The following is a 23,045-nucleotide window of genomic DNA, read 5'->3' on the forward strand; positions in this document are numbered from 1 at the left end:
GGTACTCTACGAATGTCTCGTACTATTATGCTTATCCCTGCAAGTGCTGGTGTTGGTCTTACTAGCGTAAGCATGGGTGTTCTGCGCGCAATGGAGCGCAAAGGCGTTAAAGTTTCTTTTTACAAACCAATCTGTCAACCACGTTCTGGCGGTGATCAGCCAGATCTAACGTCAACAATCGTTGGCGCTAACAGCGATATGAAGATTGGTACACCTATGACAATGTCTGTTGCCGAAAACCTAATCGGTAATGACAACATGGATGAACTACTAGAAACAGTGGTTGAGCGTTACAACCAGATCAACAATGATGCAGACGTAACGCTTATTGAAGGTCTAGTACCAACTCGCAAGCACCCATTTGCAAACCAAGTAAACGCAGAAATCGCGGCAACACTTGGCGCTGAAATCGTGCTTGTTGCCACTCCAGGTACAGACAACCCTGCGCAACTTAAAGAGCGCATCGAAGTTGCATGTTCAAACTTCGGCGGTACTAAGAATAAGAACATTTCAGGCGTTATCATCAACAAACTGAATGCGCCTGTTGATGAAGCAGGTCGTACGCGTCCTGACCTATCAGAAATCTTTGACGATGCTGATAGTGCGAAGCAAAACGAAATGAAAGTAATGGAGATCTTTAACACATCTCCAATCCGTGTATTAGGTTGTGTGCCATGGAGCATTGACCTAATCGCGACACGTGCTATCGATATGGCTAAGCACCTGAATGCGGATATCATCAATGCTGGTGATATTAAAACTCGCCGCATTAAGAGCATCACTTTCTGTGCACGTTCGCTACCAAACATGATTGAACACTTCAAGCCAGGTTCACTGCTAGTCACTTCAGCAGACCGTCCTGACGTCATCGTTGCTGCGGCTCTAGCTGCAATGAACGGTGTTGAAATCGGTGCAATCCTTCTGACTGGTGGTTACGATATCCCAGAACAGATCGTTGGCCTATGTAAGCCTGCGTTCGATTCAGGTCTGCCTATCTTCAAAGCGCAAGGTAACACTTGGCAGACTTCTCTGAACCTACAGAGTTTCAGCATTGAAGTTCCAGCGGACGATAAAGAGCGTATCGAGTTCATCAACGAGCACGTTGCTGGCAACATCGATGGCAACTGGATCGAGTCTATGACTGAAGGTACTAAGAAGTCTCGTCGTCTAAGCCCTCCAGCATTCCGTTACCAGCTAACTGAGTTCGCTCGTAAAGCAGGTAAACGTATCGTTCTTCCTGAAGGTGATGAGCCACGTACAGTTAAAGCTGCGGCTATCTGTGCAGAGCGTGGTATCGCTGAATGTGTGCTTTTGGGTAACCCAGAAGAGATCAAACGTGTTGCTGCGCAGCAAGGCGTCGAACTCGGTGCGGGCGTAACGATCATCAACTCTGATGAAGTACGTGAAAATTACGTCGCGCGTCTCGTTGAGCTACGTGGCGCGAAAGGTATGACTGAAGTTGTTGCTCGTGAGAAGCTACAAGACTCAGTGTTCCTAGGCACTATGATGCTTGAAAATAACGAAGTAGACGGTCTAGTTTCTGGTGCAGTTCACACGACTGCGAACACTATCGTTCCTCCGTTCCAAATCATCAAGACTGCACCTGATGCGTCTATCGTATCTTCTGTTTTCTTCATGCTGCTTCCTGACCAGGTTCTGGTTTACGGTGACTGTGCGATCAACCCTGATCCAACAGCTGAACAGTTGGCGGAAATCGCTATCCAGTCTGCTGATTCAGCAGCCGCATTCGGTATCGAACCACGCGTTGCAATGATCTCATACTCTACTGGTGAATCTGGTAAGGGTGCTGATGTAGACAAAGTACGTGAAGCGACTAAGATTGCTCAAGAGAAGCGTCCTGATCTTGTTATCGACGGTCCTCTACAATACGACGCAGCGATCATGGAAAACGTAGCGGCTTCTAAAGCGCCAAACTCTCCAGTTGCGGGTAAAGCAACAGTATTCGTATTCCCAGACCTAAACACTGGTAACACGACATACAAAGCGGTACAGCGTTCAGCAGATCTAGTCTCTATCGGTCCAATGCTTCAAGGTATGCGTAAGCCTGTAAACGACCTATCTCGCGGTGCTCTCGTTGACGATATCGTCTACACGGTTGCACTAACAGCGATTCAGGCGGCTCAAGCAGAACAAGCGGAAGAGAAAGCGGTTAACTAACCCAATCTCTTATTAGTGATACAAACCCTCGCTTCGGCGGGGGTTTCTTTTATTCAAATCCGCTCAATACATCGCTAAGTACATCGCACCACCAGTCGCAACGCACCCGACCATAATGGGCGCAACCCTAATCCACAGCCGTCTATCGCCGATAGCCACCACCATACCCATTTTGACCACCGTATTGACCGAAGCGGCAATAATGATGCCTAGCATAGCGGTTGTAACACTCAGGGTATCGTTACTCTGACGACTTAAAGCCAAGGATATTGCGTCAACATCTGTGATACCCGATAAAGCGGAGAGTAGTAGAACGCCGGTATCACCGAACCATTGCAATAGTGCTTGAGATAGCAACATGATCACCGCCAATATGACACCAAAAAACAACGCTGATTGCAGAGCAAGGGGATTGGCTTGCTTGTTTGAAGGTTCAATATTGTTAACGCCACTTTTACGCCAAACCCACCATGCTGGCAGATAGAGCGCGATCATCATGGCGATGACAATTGGCCATAGCAAGGTAACTAGCTGAGGATTAATCACGGAAAGTACAATTAAGAGACGCGGGAACATAGTTCCACAACTGAGCAAAATGCCACTCGCAAGCAGAGGACTTATACTTGGTTGTTCACGTGATAGATGAGAAAACTGGAGTGTAAGCGCAGTCGAAGAACTTAAACCCGCAAACACCGAGGTAAACAAGATACCTCGTTTCGCGCCACCGATTTTTATCGCGAAATAACCAACAAATGAGATACTGGCAATCAGTACCACCATCCACCATATTTCATAGGGATTGAGCGCATTCCAAGGGCCGTAGGTTTCATTCGGCAGCAAAGGTAACATCACGATGGAAATTAGCAATAAGCGTAATCCCGCATCCAATTCATACTCTTTAAGTCGCTGTAGCGCTTGGTGCAACTCTCTTTTGTTATCCAAAACGACCGCCGTCACCACAGCAGATGCGGCTGCCAGCACAGCTTCACCGGATACAGCTAGTATGCCTAGCACAAACGTGACCAGTAGACTCACCACGCCAGTGATGCTCACGTCGGCGTTCTTTTTTTGTTGAACAACGAACGCGATACAAGCCAAGACGACTAAAGCGATCAACGCAAAGCCAATCAGTAATGGCGAATAGAGCTTCGCCAAAATTGCCGTAAGCCCACCGAGAAGGCCGACCAATGAGAAAGTACGGATACCTGCAACCCGACTGCCCTCAACACTGTTACGCATTACCCAACCACGCTGAGTACCGACAATCGCACCGAGTAACAAGGCAACAAAAAGATTCCACATCAGGTGTTCGCCGTTGACTAATCCGTTGATATCCATCCCTCAGCCCTCAAACTTTGGCTTTACTATCATAAGATTACGCAATTTGGCGGCTAAAATCGTGACTCGCCGTATAAAACTGAAAAAAACGCCACTTGTGTGGCGTTTTTGCTGAGTCGTTAACTTTTATCCCTGCCGTGAGGCGTGTCTAAATCCAGTTTGGGGCCTTTTGGCACAACTTGAGTTGGGTTAATCCCAGTGTGGCTGTAGTAGTAATGTCTCTTAATATGGTAGAAGTCTGTGGTTTCCTTAATACCTGGAATCTGATATAGCTCCTTGAGATATCCGTTAAGATTTGGATAGTCCGCGATACGTTGTTTATTGCATTTGAAGTGGCCGACATAAACCGCATCAAAACGGATCAAAGTCGTAAATAAACGCCAGTCTGCCTCCGTAATTTTAGATCCCGTTAAATAGCGATGATTGGCTAAGTGGGCATCCAGCCTATCTAGTGAGGCAAACAAACCTTCATACGCTTCTTCGTACGCATCTTGCGTTGTTGCGAATCCACATCGGTAGACACCATTGTTCACGTTTGGATAAATATAAGCATTCCACTCGTTAATTAACGCTCGCTCGTGCTCTGGGTAGTAATCATCCATATTGCCAGTAATGTGGTTGAATTCTGAGTTAAACATTCGGATGATTTCTGAAGACTCATTGCTAACGATGGTGTTGTGCTTCTTGTCCCACAGCACAGGCACCGTCACTCGCCCTGTGTAATCTGCTTTCGCTTGGGTGTAAATTTGATGCAGGCGAGTATGACCGAAAAGTGGCTCCGGCAGTCCCATTTGCCAGCCTTCAGACATCATGTCTGGGCAGACAATGGTTAAATCGATATGCTCTTCTAGACCTTTGAGCTTGCGAAAGATAAGGGTTCTATGTGCCCAAGGACAGGCAAGAGAGACAAATAGGTGGTAGCGACCAGACTCTGGTTGAAACTGCGCATCGGGTCGGTTTTTTATCCAGTTTCTAAAACCCGCATCTTCGCGTACAAATTTGCCGTTGTTTGATTTGGTGTCATACCAAACATCGTGCCACACGCCTTCGACTAGTTTGCCCATCTTCCACTCCTCACGCCAATATGTTGATGAGTTCAGTATAAAAAGAAACCTCGATAAGATTAATTAGGCAGTCTTGGTTTAGTTGTTCAAATTATTTGAATTAGTTGGTTGATGAGTAGGTCAGGCACAAAAAAACGCGGCGTCCTCTAGGACGCCGCGTTAATAGTGACAAAGCGAGTTATACGCTTACGTGTAAACACGAAACAGCGTGAACATCGGTACCTTCAATCGTTGGTTTAGTCTTCGCACACGCATCGGTTGCCTGTGGGCAACGAGTACGGAAAACACAGCCAGAAGGTGGATTGATTGGCGATGGTAAATCACCTTCAAGCATTTCAATGTGCTTAGCTCGCTCTAGCTTAGGATCTGGGATTGGTACCGCAGACATAAGTGCGCGAGTATATGGATGCTTAGGATCTGCAAACAAAGCGTCAGACTCACCAAGCTCTACTGCGTTACCTAAATACATAACCAGCACACGATCGGAAATGTGTTTTACAACTGACAAGTCGTGAGCGATGAATACCAGCGAAAGTCCAAGTTCTTTCTGAAGCTCTTTAAGCAAGTTAACGACCTGCGCCTGAATCGATACGTCTAGCGCCGATACAGGTTCATCACAGATGATCATCTTAGGTTTTAGGATCAGTGCACGGGCAATACCGATACGCTGACATTGACCACCAGAAAATTCGTGTGGGTAACGGTTGATAACGTTCGGTAGTAGACCGACTTTAGCCATCATTTCTTTTACACGATCTTTCACTTCTAGCTTAGATAGCTCTGGGTAGAACGTTTCTAAAGGTTCCGCAATGATATCGCCAACCGTCATACGTGGATTCAAAGACGCGAGTGGGTCTTGGAAAATCATCTGAATCTCTTTACGAGTTTCACGGCGCTGCACTTCTTTCATCTTAGTCAAGTCTTGACCAAGCCACATTACATCACCGTCGGTCGCTTCGACTAAGCCGATGATTGCACGTGCAAAGGTTGACTTACCACAGCCTGATTCCCCTACTACGCCAAGCGTTTCACCTTCGTATAGACGAACGTTTACGCCATCTACCGCTTTAAGGTTAGCAGGCTTAGCCCATGGCCATGCTGACTTGGCAGCAATGTTAAAGTGAACTTTTAGGTTCTTTACGTCCAACAATAACGATTTGTTCTCTAAACTCATTTGTTCCAAGCCTCCCAATCAGAAAAACATGCGCGCTGACGCCCATCTCCAAACGGAGTTAGGATTGGCGTTTCGCTCTTACAACGATCTGTTACACGGTGGCAACGCTCCTGATAAGGACAGCCAGGTGGCAAACGAAGTAAGTTCGGTGGATTGCCTGGAATTGTTGGCAAAATTTCGCCTTCAGTATCAAGACGAGGAATCGCTTTAAGTAGACCTTCAGCGTAAGGATGACTTGGGTTGTAGAAGATTTCGTCGACTGCCCCATACTCCATGGTACGACCTGCATACATAACGAGTACTTTGTCACATGAACCCGCGACAACACCCAGGTCGTGGGTGATCATGATGATTGCCGTGTTGAACTCACGTTTCAACTCGTTCAATAGATCCATGATCTGCGCTTGAACAGTCACGTCCAATGCCGTTGTTGGTTCATCGGCGATAAGCAGCTTCGGACGACATAGTAGTGCCATCGCGATCATTACACGCTGACGCATACCGCCAGAAAACTCATGCGGGTACATAGTAATACGCTTACGAGCTTCGGGAATTTTCACCGCTTCTAGCATGCGTACAGACTCTTCGAACGCTTCTGCTCTGCCCATGCCTTTGTGCAGCATCAGAACTTCCATCAACTGTTCACTTACCTTCATGTATGGGTTAAGTGAGGTCATTGGGTCTTGGAAAATCATTGCAATCTGCTCTGCACGCACCTTGTTCAGAGCAGCTTCTGGTAGGTTAAGGATTTCGTTACCTTCAAACTTAGCGCTACCTGAGATGATACCGTTTTTAGCTAACAGTCCCATGATTGCGAATACAGTTTGAGATTTACCTGAACCAGACTCCCCTACAATACCAAGTGTTTCACCTTGCTTGAGAGAGAAGTTCAAATCGTTTACTGCGGTGACGATACCATCTTGAGTGGTGAATTCGACACGCAAGTCTTTGACATCTAATAGACTCATCATTGCTTCCTTAATCTTTATACTTTTAATTAGCGGTCTTTCGGGTCAAGCGCGTCACGCAGACCATCACCAACATAGTTGAAGCAGAATAGAGTCACGACCATAAAGGCTGCTGGGAATGAAAGTTGCCAGATAGCAATTTCCATTGTCTGTGCCCCTTCTTGAAGTAGTGCGCCCCAACTTGTCATTGGCTCCTGAACACCAAGACCAAGGAATGATAAGAATGACTCCGTTAGAATCATGCTAGGAATAAGCAGCGTTGAGTAAACCGCTACAATACCCAATACGTTTGGTACGATATGGCGAGTGATGATTTTCCATTTACTCACACCACAAACATGGGCAGCTTCGATAAACTCTTTGCTACGCAAGCTTAGTGTCTGACCACGTACAATACGCGCCATATCCAACCATGCAATAGCACCAATCGCTACGAAGATAAGGATGATATTACGACCAAAGAATGTAACTAGTACGATAACTAGGAACATAAATGGAACCGCGTATAGGATCTCTAGTACACGCATCATCAGACGGTCTACTTTGCCGCCAATGAAGCCAGATGCCGCGCCGTAAAGTGTACCAATAAGTACAGCGACAAGTGCGCCTAGTACACCAACCATTAACGAGATACGACCACCAATAAGGGTACGAACATATAGGTCACGACCTAAGCTATCAGTACCAAACCAGTGTTCCGCGCTTGGCCCAACGTGCATCGCATACCAATCCGTATCATCGAACGTGTATGGCGCGATCATTGGCAAGAAAATCACCGCCAATGTCATGATAAATAGGATGAAAAGACTCACCATAGCCGCTTTGTTACGCATAAAGCGGATTCGCGCGTCCTGCCATAAACTGCGACCTTCAATCTCAAGATTCTCTGAGAATTTTTCGATCGCTTCTAGATTCTCTTTTTTCGTTAACATAACGATACTTCCCTGTTAGTAACGGATTTTCGGGTCGATTAACGCTAGTAAAATATCAACAACAGCGTTGAACAAGATGAATAGGAAACCAATTAAGATGGTAATTCCCATTACTAGCGAGTAGTCACGGTTAAATGCTGCGTTAACGAATAGCTTACCGATACCTGGCAGACCAAAGATCGTTTCGATAACAACAGAACCAGTAATGATACCTACGAATGCAGGACCCATGTAAGAAACTACAGGTAGCAGCGCAGGTTTCAGCGCATGCTTAAGAACAATGTAACGGTAGCTCAAGCCCTTAGCTCGTGCTGTACGGATAAAGTTACTGTTGAGAGTTTCAATCATTGAACCACGAGTGATACGAGCAAAGGTCGCAATGTACAGGAATGACATACCTAACACTGGAAGTACCATGTACTCAATCGCACCACCGTTCCAACCGCCCGCTGGGAACCAGCCTAAGCCGATCGAAAAGATATAAATCAGAACAGGAGCAAATACGAAGGAGGGTAACACCACCCCTATCATGGACGTGGACATGACCGAATAGTCAAGCCAAGTATTCTGTTTCAGTGCAGCCAGTGTACCGACCGCCACACCGACGATCACGGTAAAAATAAACGCGTAAAAGCCCACTTTAGCTGAAACTGGTAATGCTTCAGCGACTAACTCATTAACGGTGTAGTCTTTGTATTTGAATGAAGGGCCAAAATCACCTTGCAAAATATTGCCTAAATAGGTGGTGTATTGTTCAAATAAAGGCTTGTCTAGACCATATTTCTCATTGATGTTTTGCATTACTTCAGGTGGCAAAGTCTTTTCTGATGAAAAAGGGTTACCTGGAGCAAAACGCATAAGGAAAAAAGAAACGGTTATTAGGACAAGTAAGGTCGGAATTGCTTCCACAATACGAGTAAAAATTAACTTCAACATAATGCATCTCACATCTAAAAAAATGCACCCATAGCGCAGGCTATGGGCGCATTCTTATCTACTTCAAATTACTATTTTTTAATAATGTACATATCTTTTGAGTAGATATTGTCCTGAGGGTTCTGATCAGGATAGCCGCCTACCACTGTGCTCACTAGGCGAGGCTGAACGTACTGGTAAATCGGAGCGATTGGCATGTCTTGCGCAAGCTGAGCTTCAGCAATTGCATAGAACGCATTACGTTCTTCATCCGTTTTCGCTACGTTTACAGCGTCGTTCATCGCTTTGTCAAAAACAGCGCTAGAGTATTTCTGATCGTTTGAACCATTCTCAGTCATAGCGATTGCTAGGAAAGTAGATGCTTCGTTGTAGTCAGCACACCAGCCCGCACGACGAACATCAAAGTTGCCTTGCTTGCTGCTGTCTAGGTACGTTTTCCACTCTTGGTTTTCAAGTTTCACGTTTACGAAACCACCTAGAGATTTCTTCCACATAGATTGTACCGCTACAGCGATCTTCTTGTGGTTCTCTGAAGTGTTGTAAAGAAGTGTGAAGTCTAGTGGTTTACCCTGACCAAAGCCTGCTTCTGCTAGAAGCTCTTTCGCTTTCTCTATACGCTCTTTTTGAGATAGAGATGCGTACTCAGGCGCTTCAGGAGAGAAACCTGTGATACCGCTGTGAGTCAGCGCGAATGCTGGCTTCTGGCCTTGACCAAGAATTGCGTTAGTGATGATGTCACGATCGATCGTGTAAGACAGTGCCTTACGTACGCGTACATCGTCAAATGGAGGGCGTTGAGTGTTGAAACCATAGTAGTAAGTACATAGGTTTGGAGAAACAACAACGTTCTCTGGGTAATCTTTAGATAGACGACGGAATTGCTCGTTTGGCACTTCGTATGTTAGGTGAATTTCACCAGATAGGAAGCGGTTCATTTCCGCGTTTTGGTTTTCGATAGGTAGGAAAGTTACCTTATCAATGACTGTGTCTTTGTTGTCCCAGTAATTTGTGTTGCGCTCAAGTACGATTTTCTCGTTCACAACCCAGTCAGCAAGTACGAATGCACCGTTACCAACGAAGTTACCTGGTTTAGTCCAATCGCTACCGAATTTTTCAACAGTTGCCTTGTGAACTGGGTACATTGTTGTGTGTGCCATCATCTTAACAAAGTAAGGTAGTGGTACTTCGGTTTCTAGTACTAGAGTGTGATCGTCAACAGCTTTAACACCAAGCTCGCTTACGTCTTTTTTGCCAGCAATAATGTCTTTTGCATTCTTCATCTTTGTATATTCGATGTACCAAGCGTATGGTGATGCTGTCGCTGGATCTGCTGCACGCTTGAAGCTGTATTCGAAATCGTACGCAGTTACTGGGTCACCGTTAGACCATTTAGCGTCTTTACGGATTTTGAAAGTGAAAGTTTGGTTGTCTTCTGTAGTCCAAGACTCAGCTGCGCCAGGGATTGTGTTACCTGGACCATCTTGAATCACTAGCCCTTCCATTAAGTCGCGTAGAACGTGTGACTCTGGAACACCTTCAACTTTATGTGGGTCAAGAGACGCAACTTCAGTACCGTTACCACGGACCAGTTCTTGAACTTTAGCTAGTTGAGTGCCAGCAGGAACATCTGCTGCAAGTGTAGTAGTAGAAGTGGCAGCCACTGCCAAACCAGCGCCTAGAAGTAGGGCTTGTGTGATTTTATTCTTGTACATGCATTAAACTCCGAGTTTTATGTATTGCATCCATGACTTCTTTGTATCTCACTAGAACGGCCAGTGATTTAGAACTGTTTAGCTCAAAAATTAAGCATAAAAATCTAAAATAATACAAAGATTGCGGCACACATTAGCAATCATTGAAGTAATTTGCCATAAAAATGTAGCAAAAAGTCGTATATACACCCGATTACGTCAATAAATTGGTAAGAATCTCTAGGTATCAAGAATTCCTTAGTTGAATAAAATAAAAATTCTCTCCCAAGCAGATTGAAGTGCCAAATTATCTAATAAGAAGCTTTTTTAGCATCTTATGCTATATATTGTGCGGAAAATTTTACATAAGTAATGCAATCTAGATAACAAATAGCTACATTTGCCTTTGGAAAAATTGCGTTCTGTGAAACCAGTCACCTCTCTATACTTTACTTAAGTCTAAGCGCTTAAGATAAGACGTCACTCACGGCGAACCACCAAACAATAAATATTTATATCAATTGCGAGTGGCGATTTCTTTATGTTTTTTTGTAAGGTTAGTCTGACTATTGCCATTCAAGTCATTAACCGAATAGCCACTGGAGGCGAAGAGTAATAGTAGTGTTGGAGTTATGGGGCGAGGCACAAAGATGAGAAACTCAGATAGCAAAAAGCCGCTAATAAAAGCGGCTTTTCAAATGGGTGGAAGCCCCAGCCACATCCCGGCACACAAGTCACTCGCTGCGGCTGCTTCCTTCCGGACCTGACCGAGTTCACGAGCTATTGTTGCGGGAGGACCAGGGCCTCCATAGATTCGTTTTCCTTAGCAGAGCTAAGGAGTGAGGGGATTATCAGTCATCCTCAGGGCTATTTCAAGTCAAACAAGGCAGAAAAGTCATCTTTTCGATTCAACTGCTTAGTGAGTAACCACTATGAGTTGAGAGAAACCACTTTCGCAGCTTGTCTCGCCCCATTTTTTCCGTCTGCTTGCGCTTGCTTGTGCTGATACATTTCTACATCGGCTTCATGTATCACTTCTTCAATGCTCATAAAGTGTCTTCCTGAAGGTGAAGCCCCGAAAGCTAGGGAGACATTGAACGCAATGCTTTTGTCATCAGAAGCGAACGGAAACAACTCAAACTGGCTTTTTAACTTGCTGACTTCTTCTGGCGTAACCTTACCGACCAGCACAAACTCATCGCCACCAATTCGATAGCTCGATCCACGCCAATAACGACTAATGTAGCTCGCCACCGCTTTTAACACTTGGTCACCGACTTCATGACCATAGCTGTCATTGATCTGTTTGAATCGGTTTACATCTAAATAGATTAAGGTCTCATCCCCATTGATGCCGCTTCTATATTTCTGCTTTAGCGCTCGTCGATTACGTAACCTGGTTAGATTATCGGTATTTGATTGACTATGCAGATACATCGCCACGACCACTAAAAACCCTAGCACCAATAAGAAGAGAAACTGGCTATTTCGTGAGAACGCCTGTTCTGCATGTAAGGTGGCTTTCCAGTCCGGTTGATAATCGTATTTGCTGATAATGCGCTCAACATCGATCATTTTGATTGCTCGAGTAAAGAGTGGCGCTAGCGTTTCTCCTAGATCGTTCTTGGCAAAACCTATCGCAATCGGTGATTTGTAGTAGCTGCCAATCAATGTTTCCTCTGCGAGTGGAAGGAGATCATTGGATTCGCGTAGTCGTTTATTGAAGTTAGCTCGGCTGACCGCCAAATAATCAATTTTTCCGTCTAATAGCGCTTCATAGATTGCATCACCACTTGGATAAGCATGGAGGACTTTATTAGGTAGACGCTGCGAAAGTAACTCTTGATAGAAGTCGTCTCGGATCACGCCAATTCTCTCGGCGATTAACTCTGAGACGTTGCTGTAAACATTCTCTTTGTACCCTTCCCTTTTGACCAGAATGGCTTCTGGGAAATAGTAAGGCACACTAAAATACGCGATGTTCTTGCGTGATTCAGAAGCCACAATAGGTGATAGAACATCAATCTCTTGCTCGATCAAGTCACGGTACATGCTCTCCCAAGATTCATCGTAGGTACTTACGAGGTTACATTTGAGCATCAGGATCTCACATGCCTGTAAAACCACATCGGCAGTAATGCCACTGATACTGCCGTCTGGTTGGTATTTGGCGTACTGACCTATATTTTCAATCTTAACTCTCAAGGGCTTTTGATAGTTGATCAGGCTATCAATAACATCCTGACGTAACGCCTGTTTTCTCAAATCAAATTGATACTGCTTCACCGACTCGCGCAGAAGTTTTTGTACCTCTGCGCCGTGCACATAATGTTCAATCGTTTTGAGTAAGTTTTGATGTTTGCCTTTTGGCGCAATAATTGAAACGGGCTTAATCATCAGTTGATGGTTAAGCAATTGTGCATCGTAACCCGCGAGAAGCATGGGTTTTAACTGATTGATCGCGTCAACAACACCATCAACTTGCCCTGACTCAATCAAGGATTTAGCTTGGTCATGTCCACGATATTCTACCAAGCTCATTTCTGGATAGTTAGCGTGAATCAACTCGCCATAAATGGTTCCGGCGGGTACTCCGACGGTTGAGACTTCATCCAAGTCGGCATTGATCAAACTAAAAAGATAGGTGTATTCAATATTGGTTGGGCTTGAGAACTCAAAAAACTCAGCGCGCTCAGTAGTATAAGTAACGTTGGCGGCAAAATCGGCTTGCGAAGTCTTTACGGCATTTAGGATACTATTAAAGCTTGGATAATAGACATACTCCACCTGCAACCCAAATTGCTCAGAAACAGCATCAAAAAGTATCCGTGAGACGACATCATCCGCCTCCATCGCGACCTTATATTTGGTGTTTGCGTACGTTGTGGGTATCAATAGCATGCAAAACACAGTGCACCACATGCGCCAGAGGTAGGTCATCCTTGCTTGTTCCTATTTGAATAGTTATGAATTCTCTTATCTCAAAGATGACCAAGGAACAAAGATGCCCTGGGGATATCATCGAGTCGGATGCCGAACTAAAGTGTCGGACAAACAAGCACTTGTTTAAAAGTATTGTCCTTATCAACCCACTCACCGTTCAAAACATGCGCAATTTTGACACACATAGTTGAATATGCCAACCGCATATACATCGAGCTCTGATTGACTATTTATATATCTTGCTCTTGTTCAACACTTCGCAAAATGTAGTCTGTCATCCAAGCTGTACCGAGCAAACAGATCCACACGACAAACACGGGATTGGGCACTTCGATGGTAGGGGTAACGACTAAGGCAGCGAAGCCAACCGTTGGTAATGTCCAACATAACAATTTACTCCAACGGAATGAGGTCAACTTCGACAAACTTTCCATCGAGGCCATAATGCCTGTAATACATAGAGCCAACAGCGCGGCGTAAGACAAATCAGCTATCCATAACGGCAGAATTAAACCCAGAGCCCACCAGCTATGTTTATTGGATGGCTTCCAGTGAGAGACTGACCACCAAATAGCAATCACGGCAATAGTTTGGACAAAGGTGACAACGGGTTCACCAGCGAGCTTTCCTCCCGCTTGTGTCACCATAATCCCCACCATTAAGGTCGTCACGATCAAAGCACTTGTCAGCACCACCCCCAAGCTGCTTCGTTTAGAAAATGCGACCATTAATAACGGGAACAGTACCCATAGACTCACGGATAACGTAAACGGTTGATGAGGTAGTGTAAGACCATAAGTGGTCATCGCGGCCATCAATACAAGACCGACCACACCGCCCTGGGGAAAAATCCACAATGCGGGGATGATTAAGGCTAAAACGGGGATATCGCCTTCGCTTAGACTGATACTCCGAGCACAAACCACAGCCAATAACGTTGTCACTAAGAACTGAAATGTAGAAAATACCATGCCCTCTCCTTATCCATTCCTTGGAACTCTGTACTAGGACACTCTGATTATGGACCAGTTTTTAATGCAAATCTTTGCTGTAATTCACCAAATTCCTAGTGGAAAAGTCACGACCTATGGTGAGATCGCAAAACGCGCAGGTTATCCTGGCTATGCCCGTCACGTTGGTAAAGCCCTTGGCAATCTTCCACAAGAGACCAAGTTGCCTTGGCACCGAGTGATTAACAGTCAGGGCAAGATTTCTTTAAAAGGACAGGATCTACTGAGACAAAGAGCCAAGCTTATTGCAGAAGGTGTTGAAGTCAGTGAAGAGGGAAAGTTGAGCTTGAGAAAATATAAATGGCAGCCCTGATGGGCTGCCATTCAATACTCTTTAGTTACGCACACCGATTAGGCGCAGATTGACATTGTCCGTCTGTGCATCATCAGTAATAACCGGATAAGACGTATCAGTAATGAAACGAAGCTGGCCATCTACTTCAATACGCGCACTCACACTGTAACGGTGGCGAGCTTCAATTTTGTTAGTATCGTAAGCGAGGTCAAACTCGAAAGGAACTTGCGCACCATTGGTTTCAAAACGATGTTTAGCGATAACTTTTGCTGGAGCGTCCGCCAATGAGACATCTTGTAGAGTCACTGTCACCACTGCACTATCCGGCAACGCAATGCGCTCACGGTAAGCAAGTGTGCCTGTCACTGAATCCACTCGTGGTTGCTCTTGTTTCTCTGAAGATTGGCAGCCAACCAATACTGCACCTAGTACCACTGACATTACTAACGCTAGTGCCTTTTTCATAAAGCCTCTCTATAACTAATTAAATTCACGAGGATTATAGAAGGCTATTATATGAATGTCATTGTACGCTAACGATTACTGACAAAGTTTTGACTATGCTAGTTCTATGATGACAATTAAAATTTAAACAGCTGTTTTATTTGTCAGTAACTGCGTAAAATGGGTCTCAAATATGGTATTAGAAGGTCACAAATATGAGTAAACCTCTAAACGAGTTGTTGAATTTATTGCAATTAGAAAAACTTGAAGAAGGACTTTTTAGAGGTCAAAGCGAAAACCTCGGGCTACCACAAGTTTATGGTGGTCAGGTTATCGGTCAGGCATTATCAGCGGCTCGCTACACCGTTGATGCGGATCGTACGGTTCACTCATTTCATAGCTATTTTCTCTATCCGGGTAATCCCGAGAAACCTATTATTTACGATGTGGAAAACCTACGCGATGGTCGTAGTTTCAGTACTCGTCGTGTTAAAGCGATTCAAAATGGGCGTCCAATCTTCTACCTCACCGCATCTTATCACGGCGAAGCACCGGGGTTTGAACACCAAAATGTGATGCCTGATATCCCAGGGCCAGAGCACTTTGCGTCAGAGTCAGAGCTTGCTGGCCGCATTGCTCATTTGCTACCAGAAAAATTGCAGAAAACGTTTTGCGGAGAAAAACCTATCGAAATGCGACCGGTTACAGTGGTGAATCCGTTGAAACCTGAAAAAGCGGATCCCAAGCAATATCTTTGGATAAAAGCCAACGGCAAAGTACCGGACAACCAACTTATCCATCAATATTTATTAGGCTACGCATCTGATTGGGGCTTCCTTGTCACTGCGCTACACCCTCACGGTGTCTCTCTAATGACACCGAAATTCCAGGTCGCTACCATTGACCACTCCATTTGGTTCCACCGACCATTTAAAGTCGATGACTGGCTTCTCTATGCGATAGAAAGTCCAACTGCAAGCAATACACGGGGACTGGTCCGTGGCGAAATATACAATCGTAATGGCGATCTTGTTGCTACCGCAGTACAAGAGGGTGTGATGCGTTTTACCAGCTAAAGCCATTAAGCCTCCTGCGGGAGGCTTTTAATCGCTGCAGATCGGCAGAGCCGTGGTGTATTTTAAAGGTTCCATGGCAAAAGTAGATGTCACGTTAGAAATACCTTCCACTGAGTTGACCAGTTTTTTGTAGAAGCGATCAAAACACTTCATGTCCTTCACTAAGACTTTCATCATATAGTCGTATTCACCCGCCATTCGATAAAACTCCATCACTTCAGGGAACTCAGAAGCGGTTGAAACAAAATGGCTGTACCATTCATGGGAATGGTCACTGGTTTTTATCAGTACGAAGGCCGTGAACGACAAATCCAATTTCTCGGGATTGAGTAGTGCAACTCGCTTTTGAATAACCCCCATCTCTTCTAGCTTCTTCATGCGCTTCCAACATGGTGTCGTTGTTAGATTGACTGCGTCTGCCAGTTCATTGAGAGACAATGTTCCATCACTTTGTAATAGATCGAGTATTTTTCGGTCAATTTTGTCTAATTCGATATCCATAGAATCACATTTATAGAATTATTTTCTCCAAATAAAGCAAAACGGAGTAAAAAAAGCAAAGTTTTTCTCCCTAATAATCGCTACATTAACGCTATAACGATTCTAAGGAGAAACCCTATGTGTACCGACCATAACTGGATTAACAATGCTGTACGAAAAATCGAAGCAGACTATCAGCGCAGTGCTGATACACATCTGATTAAACTCGATTTGCCAAGTATCGAAGGCGTTGATATTTATCTAAAAGATGAAAGTACACATCCGACAGGTTCTCTAAAACATCGTCTCGCACGCTCTCTATTCCTTTACGCGATTTGTAATGGTTGGGTGGGTCCTGAAACCACGATTATCGAATCTTCTTCAGGTAGTACCGCGGTTTCTGAAGCTTATTTTGCTCGCCTACTTGGCCTGCCATTTATCGCTGTGATGCCTAAATGTACCGCACGCAAAAAAATTGAGCAGATTGAATTCTACGGCGGTCAAGCCCATTTGGTTGATCGTTCTGATCAGATCTATGCAGAATCTCACCGCCTAGCTCAAGAGTTGAATGGGCATTATATAGACCAGTTTACCTACGCAGAACGAGCAACAGACTGGCGTGGTAATAACAATATAGCCAACTCGATCTTTAGTCAGATGGAAATGGAAGATCACCCAGTACCAACTTGGGTCGTAATGAGTCCGGGTACGGGGGGAACTTCAGCTACAATTGGGCGCTTTATTCGCTACCAACAACACGACACTAAGCTCTGTGTTGTTGACCCTGAAAACTCAGTGTTCCATGAGTATTTCAAGACAGGTAACAAAAATCTCACTGGCGATTGCGGAAGCAAAATTGAAGGCATTGGTCGTCCGCGAGTTGAGCCGAGCTTTATTCCTGGTGTTGTTGATGAGATGCGCACTATTCCTGACGCAGCATCCGTCGCAACGGCGCACTGGCTAGAAAAAATCCTAGGTCGTAAGGTCGGGGCATCAACTGGTACAAACTTATACGGTGTACTCCAGCTAGCCTGCGAAATGAAAGCCCGTGGTGAAAAAGGTTCGATTGTGACGCTACTGTGTGACAGCGGTGAACGTTATTTAGATACATACTACAACGCCGAGTGGGTTGAAGAGAACATCGGTGACCTTCAGCCATACATAGCCAAACTTGAAGAATTCGAGGTCACTGGCCAATTAAGCTAGCCTAATACGATAAAAGTCAAAGCCCCGTTCACTCTACGAGTAACGGGGCTTTTTTGTATTCACTCAGGTTGATTAACCCTTGTTTTGGCGCGCTTCAAACGCAGCTAGCTGCTCAGGCGTTGCTTTTGGCTGGTGGTTTTGTTTCCACTCATCGTAAGTCATGCCATAAACGCGTTCACGTGCATCATCGATATCGAGATCGATCCCTTGGGTATCTGCTTCAGCCTTGTACCATTTGCTGAAACAGTTACGGCAGAAACCAGCCAGAATCATTAAATCGATGTTTTGTACGTCTTTGTTGTCATCTAGATGCGCGAGTAAACGACGAAAAGCCGCAGCATCCAGTTTGTCTTGCTGCTCTTGAGTGAGGTTTTTGTATTTAAATTCAGCCACTTTACTTACCTTAGTATGATTTTTAGCTAGGCTAAAAATACTACCAAGCATTGACAGCTTTAGACAATACAAAAACGCCCAAGCTATGAGCTTGGGCGTTAAACTTTAACGGTTAGGTATCGGTATTAGCCTTGAATACCAACGATTAGCCATGGCGCATTTGGTGTGGTTAAATCACGCTCTAAGTGCCAGATATCTTCGATGTTCTCTTCAATACCTTCTACTGAGTCACGGTAACGACCACTAAACTGTAAGCTTAGTTGCGCTTTGCTTGCATCATAATCCGCACGCACGATTTCAGCATCAACATACATCACATCGGTATGTTGCTCTCCACCGAGTTTCTCACGTTCTGATTTCAGATCTTCGAATAAGCTTGGAGAAACATACTCTTCAATCGTATCTAACTGGTTGTGGTTCCAAGCACCTTGAAGGATACGGTAGTGTTCACGAGATCCATTGATAAAGGCCGCTTGGTCGAAACCCGGTGGGTAGTTATGAGGAACATCACTCTGAGTACCAAAACCAAAACCACCGCTTTGTGCACCTGACTGAGGCTGCTCGAAATTATGTACATTTGGTTGTTCAAATTTAGGCGCAGAACCTCCGAATGCAGGCTGCTGACGATGCTGATTCATACTGCCCTGCTTTGCCCCAAGCATGCCACGCATAAGTTTGAAGATAACAAAAGCAATCAAACCGATGATCAAGATATCCATGAATTGGATACCTTCAAATGCACCACCAAAGAAGGCAGCAAGCAGTCCACCAGCTAACAAGCCACCAAGTAGGCCGCCCATCAAACCTTTCTTGGTTGAGCTTTGAGTCTTAGTTGTTTGATCTTTACCAATAGTATTGGTGTTTTGTTGTTGCTGTTTCGGCGCAGGCGCAGTTTTAAGACTTTTGCCGAATGATTTTCCGCCACCTAACTTCTTTGCCTCGGCAATCGGCGTGATAGCCACTGAGACCATAAGTAGAGCAACGAGAGAAAAGAGCCGTTTCATATTCTTCCTTTCAAGTTCGTATCGAGGTATTGAATTTATATTTATTATGACATCTTACCCTCAGCGGAACTAGATTCATACAAAAACGTCGGCGCGACATGTATCAGAATATTGCAAATTGTCCTTAGCAAAGTTGCGCTATAGGCATTGGCTCATTAGAATATTGAACAATGTTCATTTTAGATTATTCACCATGGCAAGAAGAAACGATCACACTCGCGAAGAACTCATCGCCCTTACACTATCAACGGTAAAGGCGTTTCTCACGACCAATTCGTATCATGAGCTTAGCTTGCGTAAGATCGCAACCATGATTGGTTATGTACCGAGTACACTGGTCAATGTGTTCGGAAACTACAATTTACTGTTGTTGCATGCCGTAGCGCAGACCTTAGACGAGCTATCATCTGAAGCCAACCATGTCGTTAACGGCAGCAAAGATAACCAGTCAGCACTATACGAACTGGCCTATTGCTATCATGACTTTGCACTTCGCCATCCAAATCGTTGGCAACTTATCTTCGAGCACAATATGAATGGCGAGACGCTGCCGGAGTGGCAAGCACAACGAATTAATGCCATGACTGGTATGCTAGAACACCTGTTACAAGCACTTGCCCCTCATCGCAGTGAAGCCGATGTGCTAAAAGCAAGTCGCGTGCTTTGGTCAGGTGTGCACGGTATTACGCTACTAAGCGTCGATGACAAGTTCTTCAGCGATCAGCCTATCGATGGCAAGGAGTTGATCGAGAATTTGCTCTCAAACTACCTGACCAATTGGTAACATCCTAAATGTTAAGGATCACTAATGTCTGATAGCCAAAGCTCTTTACTAAGGCAGAAACGATTTCTGCCTTATTTCGTCACGCAGTTTTTCGGCGCTTTCAACGACAACATTTTTAAAAATGTTCTGCTGCTGTTCGTCGCTTTTGCTGGCGCAGGTACCTTACCCATTTCCAGTGATTTATTCATCAATCTCGCGGCAGGTCTGTTTATTCTGCCCTTTTTCCTTTTTTCAGCCTCCGCGGGTGTATTGGCTGACAAATATGAGAAATCTTGGTTTATTCGCAAGGTTAAACTCGCTGAGATCGGCATCATGTGTTTAGGGGCAATCGGCTTTATCACCGAAAGTTACACTATACTGCTGATACTGCTGTTCTTGATGGGTACGCAATCTGCGTTTTTCGGTCCGGTAAAATATGCGCTTCTGCCTCAGCAACTCAAACCCAATGAGTTAGTCCCAGGCAACGCTTTAGTCGAAACCGGCACATTTCTCGCGATTTTAATCGGCACTCTTGGAGCCGGGGTTATCGCCTCTTCTGAAAGCGCCAAATACGTCGCGGCAGCGTCCGTCGTTATCTTCGCGCTGCTTGGCTACCTCGCGAGCCGTTCTATTCCTGTAGCACCTGCCAGTGCGCCAACGCTCGAGTTCCGTTGGCAACCAATCAAACAAACCAAACAAACCATCGCCATCGCCAAATCAGATCAGACAATCTTCCGCTCATTAATGGCCATCAGTTGGTTTTGGTTTCTGGGCGCGGCATACCTGACCCAATTTCCTAACTTCACTAAGATCTACCTTAATGGCAGTGAAAGTGCCGTCTCATTTTTACTTGCGCTCTTTTCCATAGGTATTGCGCTAGGTTCGCTAGCGTGCGACAAACTCTCAAACCATCGTATTGAAGTTGGTATCGTGCCGCTCGGCAGTTTTGGGATCACCGTGTTTGGCGCATTAATGGCGTTAGCGGTTCCACAACAGTTACCAGAATTTGCTCATTTTTCAGACTTTGTGGCATACCAACCTTTGTGGCCAGTATTTGCATACCTATTTCTACTTGGTGCTTCTGGCGGTGTCTTTATCGTCCCACTATATGCGCTGATGCAACAACGAGCAAAAGTCGATCAACGGGCACAGGTTATTGCCGCACTCAACATTTACAACTCTCTATTTATGGTCGGTAGTGCCATTCTAGGAATTATTTGCCTATCTGTTATTGGCCTTTCTATTCCTCAGTTATTCTTGCTGCTGGCGGTACTCAACATGTTGGTGGCGACTTACCTGTTTTCTCAAGTCCCTATCTTTGTCGTCCGCTTTCTAGTCTGGATACTTACTCACACCATGTACCGAGTGACCCATAAGAATCTGCATAATTTGCCAGATAAACAGGGCGCTCTACTGGTTTGCAACCATGTCAGCTATATGGATGCTTTGTTGCTCAGCGCCGTTTGTCCAAGGCTCATTCGATTTGTAATGGAAGAAGATTATGCCAATGCACCTCCTTTGCGCCGTTTTCTCAAGCGCGCGGGAGTTATTCCCATTTCGGCAACTAATCGCCGCTCAATAGTAAGAGCATTTTCAGAAGTGGATCAGGCACTGGCCGAAGGACACATTGTCTGTATCTTCCCCGAAGGTCGCTTGACCTCCGATGGTGAGATGAATCCATTTATGCGCGGTATGGATCTGATCCTCAAACGTAGCCCTGTTCCTGTCATTCCTATTGCGCTAAAGGGAATGTGGGGAAGTTACTTCAGCCGTCATAAAGGGGCAGCCTGTAAAGGGTTACCAACGCGATTTTGGTCAAAGATTGAAATTGAAGTGGGTGAGCCGGTTGACCCTAAATCAGCGTCTACGGAGACGATGTTTGAAAAGGTCTCGACACTAAGGGGCGACTGGCGCTAGGTCTATCATAACAAAACACGGCTGTTCAGTTTTTCTGAACAGCCGTTCAAAACATTCAGCTCTATTTATCGCTTTGGGTACGCTACACTTGCGGTTGATCTCAACTCACCAAATCAATAATGAATAAGCTTACCAAACAGTTGCCATTTTGGCTTGCTCTTGCAGTTTGCCTGACCCCTTTTATCACCTCTCCTACTGCACTTGTGATTGGCTTCTTGCTCGCTTCGCTTGGCTTTGTTCCTGCGGAATTCAATCTCGCCAAGGTCACTAAAAAGCTGCTTGCCTACTCGATCGTTGGCTTAGGTTTCGGTATTCAGTTTGAACAGGCCCTAGCGGTAACATCGAATGGTATCGGCCTGATTGTCACCACCATTTTTGGTACCTTGGTAATTGGTTGGTGGGTTACAAAATGGATCGGTCTCAACAGAGAGACGGGGTATCTGATCTCTGCTGGCACAGCCATTTGTGGTGGCAGTGCGATCGCTGCTGTATCACCAGCGATTAAAGCGAGCGATGAACAGATAGGTTTATCTCTCGCGACGGTATTTGTTCTTAACTCTATCGCCCTGTTTATCTTCCCGGTGATTGGTCATGCGTTGAACCTTGACCAGCACACGTTTGGCACCTGGGCAGCCATCGCGATTCATGATACCTCATCCGTGGTTGGTGCCGCGTCTGCTTATGGTGAAGAAGCACTGACAACGGCGACAACGCTTAAACTGGCTCGAGCACTATGGATCATCCCTGTTGCACTGTTCAGCGCGTTTTTGTTCCGTAGCGACTCAAAGAAAGTCACCATTCCATACTTCATCTTGTTTTACTGTGTCGCGATCGCGGTAAGTGATGCCCTCCCCCAATTTGATGCGCTCTATCAGGGCATATTTGACGTAGCGAAACGTGCGTTAGTGGTCTGTTTATTCTTGATTGGCTGCGGTATTTCTGTCGAGAAACTCAAGTCGGCGGGCGCCAAACCACTGATGTTTGGTGTGACTTTGTGGATACTGATTTCAACCACGTCATTAGCATGGCTTACATTGGTTTAACGCTTTTCTGTATCAAGTTCTAGCGATTGACGTTTTTGCTGTTTAGTGCTTGAGGCGATAGTAACAACCAGCAAAAACGCCGAGAGCTCAGCTAATGCCCTGACTAAACCCTCACTTTGCAGGGCAACCGTTATCTGAAGTAACACGGCGATAACCAAGAGTGCTTTCATTGCTTCTTATATCCAATTCC

The 23,045-nt window shown here is 45.2% G+C and carries 21 protein-coding genes and 1 other RNA gene; 7 read left to right on the forward strand and 15 right to left on the reverse strand.

Going from position 1 to position 23,045, the window contains the following annotated elements; genetic code table 11:
• The first annotated feature begins 12 nt into the window (after positions 1–12).
• Positions 13–2,178 (forward strand): phosphate acetyltransferase, encoded by a 2,166-nt coding sequence (gene pta / locus ACQEXR_RS03760; RefSeq protein ID WP_426950365.1) that lies wholly within the window; start codon positions 13–15, stop codon positions 2,176–2,178.
• A 63-nt stretch (positions 2,179–2,241) separates the two neighbouring features.
• Here pta and ACQEXR_RS03765 read toward each other — a convergent pair whose 3' ends face one another.
• The 10 genes from ACQEXR_RS03765 to ACQEXR_RS03810 all read right to left on the reverse strand — a co-directional run bounded on the left by ACQEXR_RS03765 (position 2,242) and on the right by ACQEXR_RS03810 (position 14,195).
• The gene (locus tag ACQEXR_RS03765) at positions 2,242–3,516 is read right to left on the reverse strand and encodes an MgtC/SapB family protein (protein ID WP_427019769.1); all 1,275 of its coding nucleotides are present in this window, start codon (positions 3,514–3,516) and stop codon (positions 2,242–2,244) included.
• A 119-nt stretch (positions 3,517–3,635) separates the two neighbouring features.
• A complete protein-coding gene (locus ACQEXR_RS03770) occupies positions 3,636–4,580 on the reverse strand; it encodes a glutathione S-transferase family protein (protein WP_427019770.1) in 945 nt (314 codons plus the stop codon).
• 178 nt (positions 4,581–4,758) lie between these two features.
• Positions 4,759–5,754 carry a murein tripeptide/oligopeptide ABC transporter ATP binding protein OppF gene (gene oppF, locus ACQEXR_RS03775; RefSeq protein WP_331417282.1) on the reverse strand — a complete coding sequence of 332 codons (996 nt, stop codon included), beginning with the start codon at positions 5,752–5,754 and terminating at the stop codon, positions 4,759–4,761.
• Positions 5,751–6,722 (reverse strand): ABC transporter ATP-binding protein, encoded by a 972-nt coding sequence (locus ACQEXR_RS03780; RefSeq protein ID WP_427019771.1) that lies wholly within the window; start codon positions 6,720–6,722, stop codon positions 5,751–5,753. The genes oppF and ACQEXR_RS03780 overlap by 4 nt, the downstream gene beginning before the upstream one ends.
• Positions 6,723–6,751: 29 nt before the next feature.
• Positions 6,752–7,654, reverse strand: a complete 903-nt coding sequence (gene oppC / locus ACQEXR_RS03785; RefSeq protein ID WP_269375978.1) for an oligopeptide ABC transporter permease OppC — start codon at positions 7,652–7,654, stop codon at positions 6,752–6,754.
• Between the two features lie 15 nt (positions 7,655–7,669).
• Positions 7,670–8,590, reverse strand: coding sequence for an oligopeptide ABC transporter permease OppB (oppB, locus tag ACQEXR_RS03790; protein ID WP_331417280.1), 921 nt, complete (start codon positions 8,588–8,590; stop codon positions 7,670–7,672).
• 71 nt (positions 8,591–8,661) lie between these two features.
• Positions 8,662–10,302 (reverse strand): ABC transporter substrate-binding protein, encoded by a 1,641-nt coding sequence (locus ACQEXR_RS03795; protein WP_426950369.1) that lies wholly within the window; start codon positions 10,300–10,302, stop codon positions 8,662–8,664.
• A 685-nt stretch (positions 10,303–10,987) separates the two neighbouring features.
• Positions 10,988–11,084: signal recognition particle sRNA small type (ffs, locus tag ACQEXR_RS03800), an RNA gene on the reverse strand.
• A gap of 127 nt (positions 11,085–11,211) precedes the next feature.
• On the reverse strand, positions 11,212–13,221 hold the full coding sequence (locus ACQEXR_RS03805) for a diguanylate cyclase domain-containing protein (RefSeq protein ID WP_427019772.1): 2,010 nt from the start codon (positions 13,219–13,221) through the stop codon (positions 11,212–11,214).
• A 233-nt stretch (positions 13,222–13,454) separates the two neighbouring features.
• Entirely contained in the window at positions 13,455–14,195 is a 741-nt protein-coding gene (locus ACQEXR_RS03810) for a hypothetical protein (RefSeq protein ID WP_138970838.1), read from the reverse strand.
• A 49-nt stretch (positions 14,196–14,244) separates the two neighbouring features.
• On the opposite strand from ACQEXR_RS03810, the gene ACQEXR_RS03815 reads away from it, so the two are divergent.
• Positions 14,245–14,547 carry a DNA base-flipping protein gene (locus tag ACQEXR_RS03815; RefSeq protein WP_426950388.1) on the forward strand — a complete coding sequence of 101 codons (303 nt, stop codon included), beginning with the start codon at positions 14,245–14,247 and terminating at the stop codon, positions 14,545–14,547.
• Positions 14,548–14,568: 21 nt separating this feature from the next.
• Here ACQEXR_RS03815 and ACQEXR_RS03820 read toward each other — a convergent pair whose 3' ends face one another.
• Positions 14,569–14,994 carry a YbaY family lipoprotein gene (locus tag ACQEXR_RS03820; RefSeq protein ID WP_427019773.1) on the reverse strand — a complete coding sequence of 142 codons (426 nt, stop codon included), beginning with the start codon at positions 14,992–14,994 and terminating at the stop codon, positions 14,569–14,571.
• 194 nt (positions 14,995–15,188) lie between these two features.
• Here ACQEXR_RS03820 and tesB point away from each other — a divergent pair, with 194 nt between their 5' ends.
• A complete protein-coding gene (tesB, locus tag ACQEXR_RS03825) occupies positions 15,189–16,049 on the forward strand; it encodes an acyl-CoA thioesterase II (RefSeq protein ID WP_331417276.1) in 861 nt (286 codons plus the stop codon).
• Positions 16,050–16,076: 27 nt separating this feature from the next.
• On the opposite strand, the gene ACQEXR_RS03830 is transcribed toward tesB, so the two are convergent.
• Positions 16,077–16,550, reverse strand: coding sequence for an Lrp/AsnC family transcriptional regulator (locus ACQEXR_RS03830; RefSeq protein WP_171052125.1), 474 nt, complete (start codon positions 16,548–16,550; stop codon positions 16,077–16,079).
• A gap of 117 nt (positions 16,551–16,667) precedes the next feature.
• On the opposite strand from ACQEXR_RS03830, the gene ACQEXR_RS03835 reads away from it, so the two are divergent.
• A complete protein-coding gene (locus ACQEXR_RS03835) occupies positions 16,668–17,735 on the forward strand; it encodes a PLP-dependent cysteine synthase family protein (RefSeq protein WP_138970834.1) in 1,068 nt (355 codons plus the stop codon).
• 72 nt (positions 17,736–17,807) lie between these two features.
• On the opposite strand, the gene ACQEXR_RS03840 is transcribed toward ACQEXR_RS03835, so the two are convergent.
• Both ACQEXR_RS03840 and ACQEXR_RS03845 read right to left on the reverse strand, forming a co-directional pair.
• Complete coding sequence (locus ACQEXR_RS03840) at positions 17,808–18,128, reverse strand: DUF1244 domain-containing protein (RefSeq protein WP_171052124.1); 321 nt, start codon at positions 18,126–18,128, stop codon at positions 17,808–17,810.
• A 125-nt stretch (positions 18,129–18,253) separates the two neighbouring features.
• Positions 18,254–19,132, reverse strand: a complete 879-nt coding sequence (locus tag ACQEXR_RS03845) for a Tim44 domain-containing protein (protein WP_427019774.1) — start codon at positions 19,130–19,132, stop codon at positions 18,254–18,256.
• A gap of 193 nt (positions 19,133–19,325) precedes the next feature.
• Between ACQEXR_RS03845 and ACQEXR_RS03850 the strand changes: the two genes are divergently transcribed.
• The 3 genes from ACQEXR_RS03850 (at position 19,326) to ACQEXR_RS03860 (ending at position 22,855) form a co-directional block, all read left to right on the forward strand.
• A complete protein-coding gene (locus ACQEXR_RS03850; protein WP_427019775.1) occupies positions 19,326–19,916 on the forward strand; it encodes a TetR/AcrR family transcriptional regulator in 591 nt (196 codons plus the stop codon).
• Positions 19,917–19,940: 24 nt separating this feature from the next.
• Positions 19,941–21,812, forward strand: coding sequence for an MFS transporter (locus ACQEXR_RS03855; RefSeq protein ID WP_426950408.1), 1,872 nt, complete (start codon positions 19,941–19,943; stop codon positions 21,810–21,812).
• Positions 21,813–21,931: 119 nt separating this feature from the next.
• Complete coding sequence (locus ACQEXR_RS03860; protein ID WP_426950409.1) at positions 21,932–22,855, forward strand: YeiH family protein; 924 nt, start codon at positions 21,932–21,934, stop codon at positions 22,853–22,855.
• Here the strand turns inward: ACQEXR_RS03860 and ACQEXR_RS03865 are convergent.
• Entirely contained in the window at positions 22,852–23,025 is a 174-nt protein-coding gene (locus ACQEXR_RS03865) for a hypothetical protein (protein WP_426950411.1), read from the reverse strand. The two genes, ACQEXR_RS03860 and ACQEXR_RS03865, sit on opposite strands and share 4 nt — an antisense overlap.
• Positions 23,026–23,045: the final 20 nt, after the last annotated feature.

This window comes from Vibrio sp. TRT 2004, assembly GCF_050113735.1.
In the GTDB taxonomy this organism is placed as follows: Bacteria; Pseudomonadota; Gammaproteobacteria; order Enterobacterales; family Vibrionaceae; genus Vibrio.

Excerpts from the sequence above, each read along its gene's own strand:
- pta (WP_426950365.1), top strand. The coding sequence starts at position 13 with ATGTCTCGTACTATTATGCTTATCCCTGCAAGTGCTGGTGTTGGTCTT.
- ACQEXR_RS03835 (WP_138970834.1), top strand. The coding sequence starts at position 16,668 with ATGTGTACCGACCATAACTGGATTAACAATGCTGTACGAAAAATCGAA.
- ACQEXR_RS03770 (WP_427019770.1), bottom strand. The coding sequence starts at position 4,580 with ATGGGCAAACTAGTCGAAGGCGTGTGGCACGATGTTTGGTATGACACC.
- oppC (WP_269375978.1), bottom strand. The coding sequence starts at position 7,654 with ATGTTAACGAAAAAAGAGAATCTAGAAGCGATCGAAAAATTCTCAGAG.
- ACQEXR_RS03865 (WP_426950411.1), bottom strand. The coding sequence starts at position 23,025 with ATGAAAGCACTCTTGGTTATCGCCGTGTTACTTCAGATAACGGTTGCC.
- ACQEXR_RS03850 (WP_427019775.1), top strand. The coding sequence starts at position 19,326 with ATGGCAAGAAGAAACGATCACACTCGCGAAGAACTCATCGCCCTTACA.
- ACQEXR_RS03765 (WP_427019769.1), bottom strand. The coding sequence starts at position 3,516 with ATGGATATCAACGGATTAGTCAACGGCGAACACCTGATGTGGAATCTT.
- tesB (WP_331417276.1), top strand. The coding sequence starts at position 15,189 with ATGAGTAAACCTCTAAACGAGTTGTTGAATTTATTGCAATTAGAAAAA.
- oppF (WP_331417282.1), bottom strand. The coding sequence starts at position 5,754 with ATGAGTTTAGAGAACAAATCGTTATTGTTGGACGTAAAGAACCTAAAA.
- ACQEXR_RS03845 (WP_427019774.1), bottom strand. The coding sequence starts at position 19,132 with ATGAAACGGCTCTTTTCTCTCGTTGCTCTACTTATGGTCTCAGTGGCT.
- ACQEXR_RS03810 (WP_138970838.1), bottom strand. The coding sequence starts at position 14,195 with ATGGTATTTTCTACATTTCAGTTCTTAGTGACAACGTTATTGGCTGTG.
- ACQEXR_RS03855 (WP_426950408.1), top strand. The coding sequence starts at position 19,941 with ATGTCTGATAGCCAAAGCTCTTTACTAAGGCAGAAACGATTTCTGCCT.
- ACQEXR_RS03830 (WP_171052125.1), bottom strand. The coding sequence starts at position 16,550 with ATGGATATCGAATTAGACAAAATTGACCGAAAAATACTCGATCTATTA.
- ACQEXR_RS03860 (WP_426950409.1), top strand. The coding sequence starts at position 21,932 with ATGAATAAGCTTACCAAACAGTTGCCATTTTGGCTTGCTCTTGCAGTT.
- ACQEXR_RS03795 (WP_426950369.1), bottom strand. The coding sequence starts at position 10,302 with ATGTACAAGAATAAAATCACACAAGCCCTACTTCTAGGCGCTGGTTTG.
- ACQEXR_RS03805 (WP_427019772.1), bottom strand. The coding sequence starts at position 13,221 with ATGACCTACCTCTGGCGCATGTGGTGCACTGTGTTTTGCATGCTATTG.
- ACQEXR_RS03820 (WP_427019773.1), bottom strand. The coding sequence starts at position 14,994 with ATGAAAAAGGCACTAGCGTTAGTAATGTCAGTGGTACTAGGTGCAGTA.
- ACQEXR_RS03815 (WP_426950388.1), top strand. The coding sequence starts at position 14,245 with ATGGACCAGTTTTTAATGCAAATCTTTGCTGTAATTCACCAAATTCCT.
- ACQEXR_RS03780 (WP_427019771.1), bottom strand. The coding sequence starts at position 6,722 with ATGAGTCTATTAGATGTCAAAGACTTGCGTGTCGAATTCACCACTCAA.
- oppB (WP_331417280.1), bottom strand. The coding sequence starts at position 8,590 with ATGTTGAAGTTAATTTTTACTCGTATTGTGGAAGCAATTCCGACCTTA.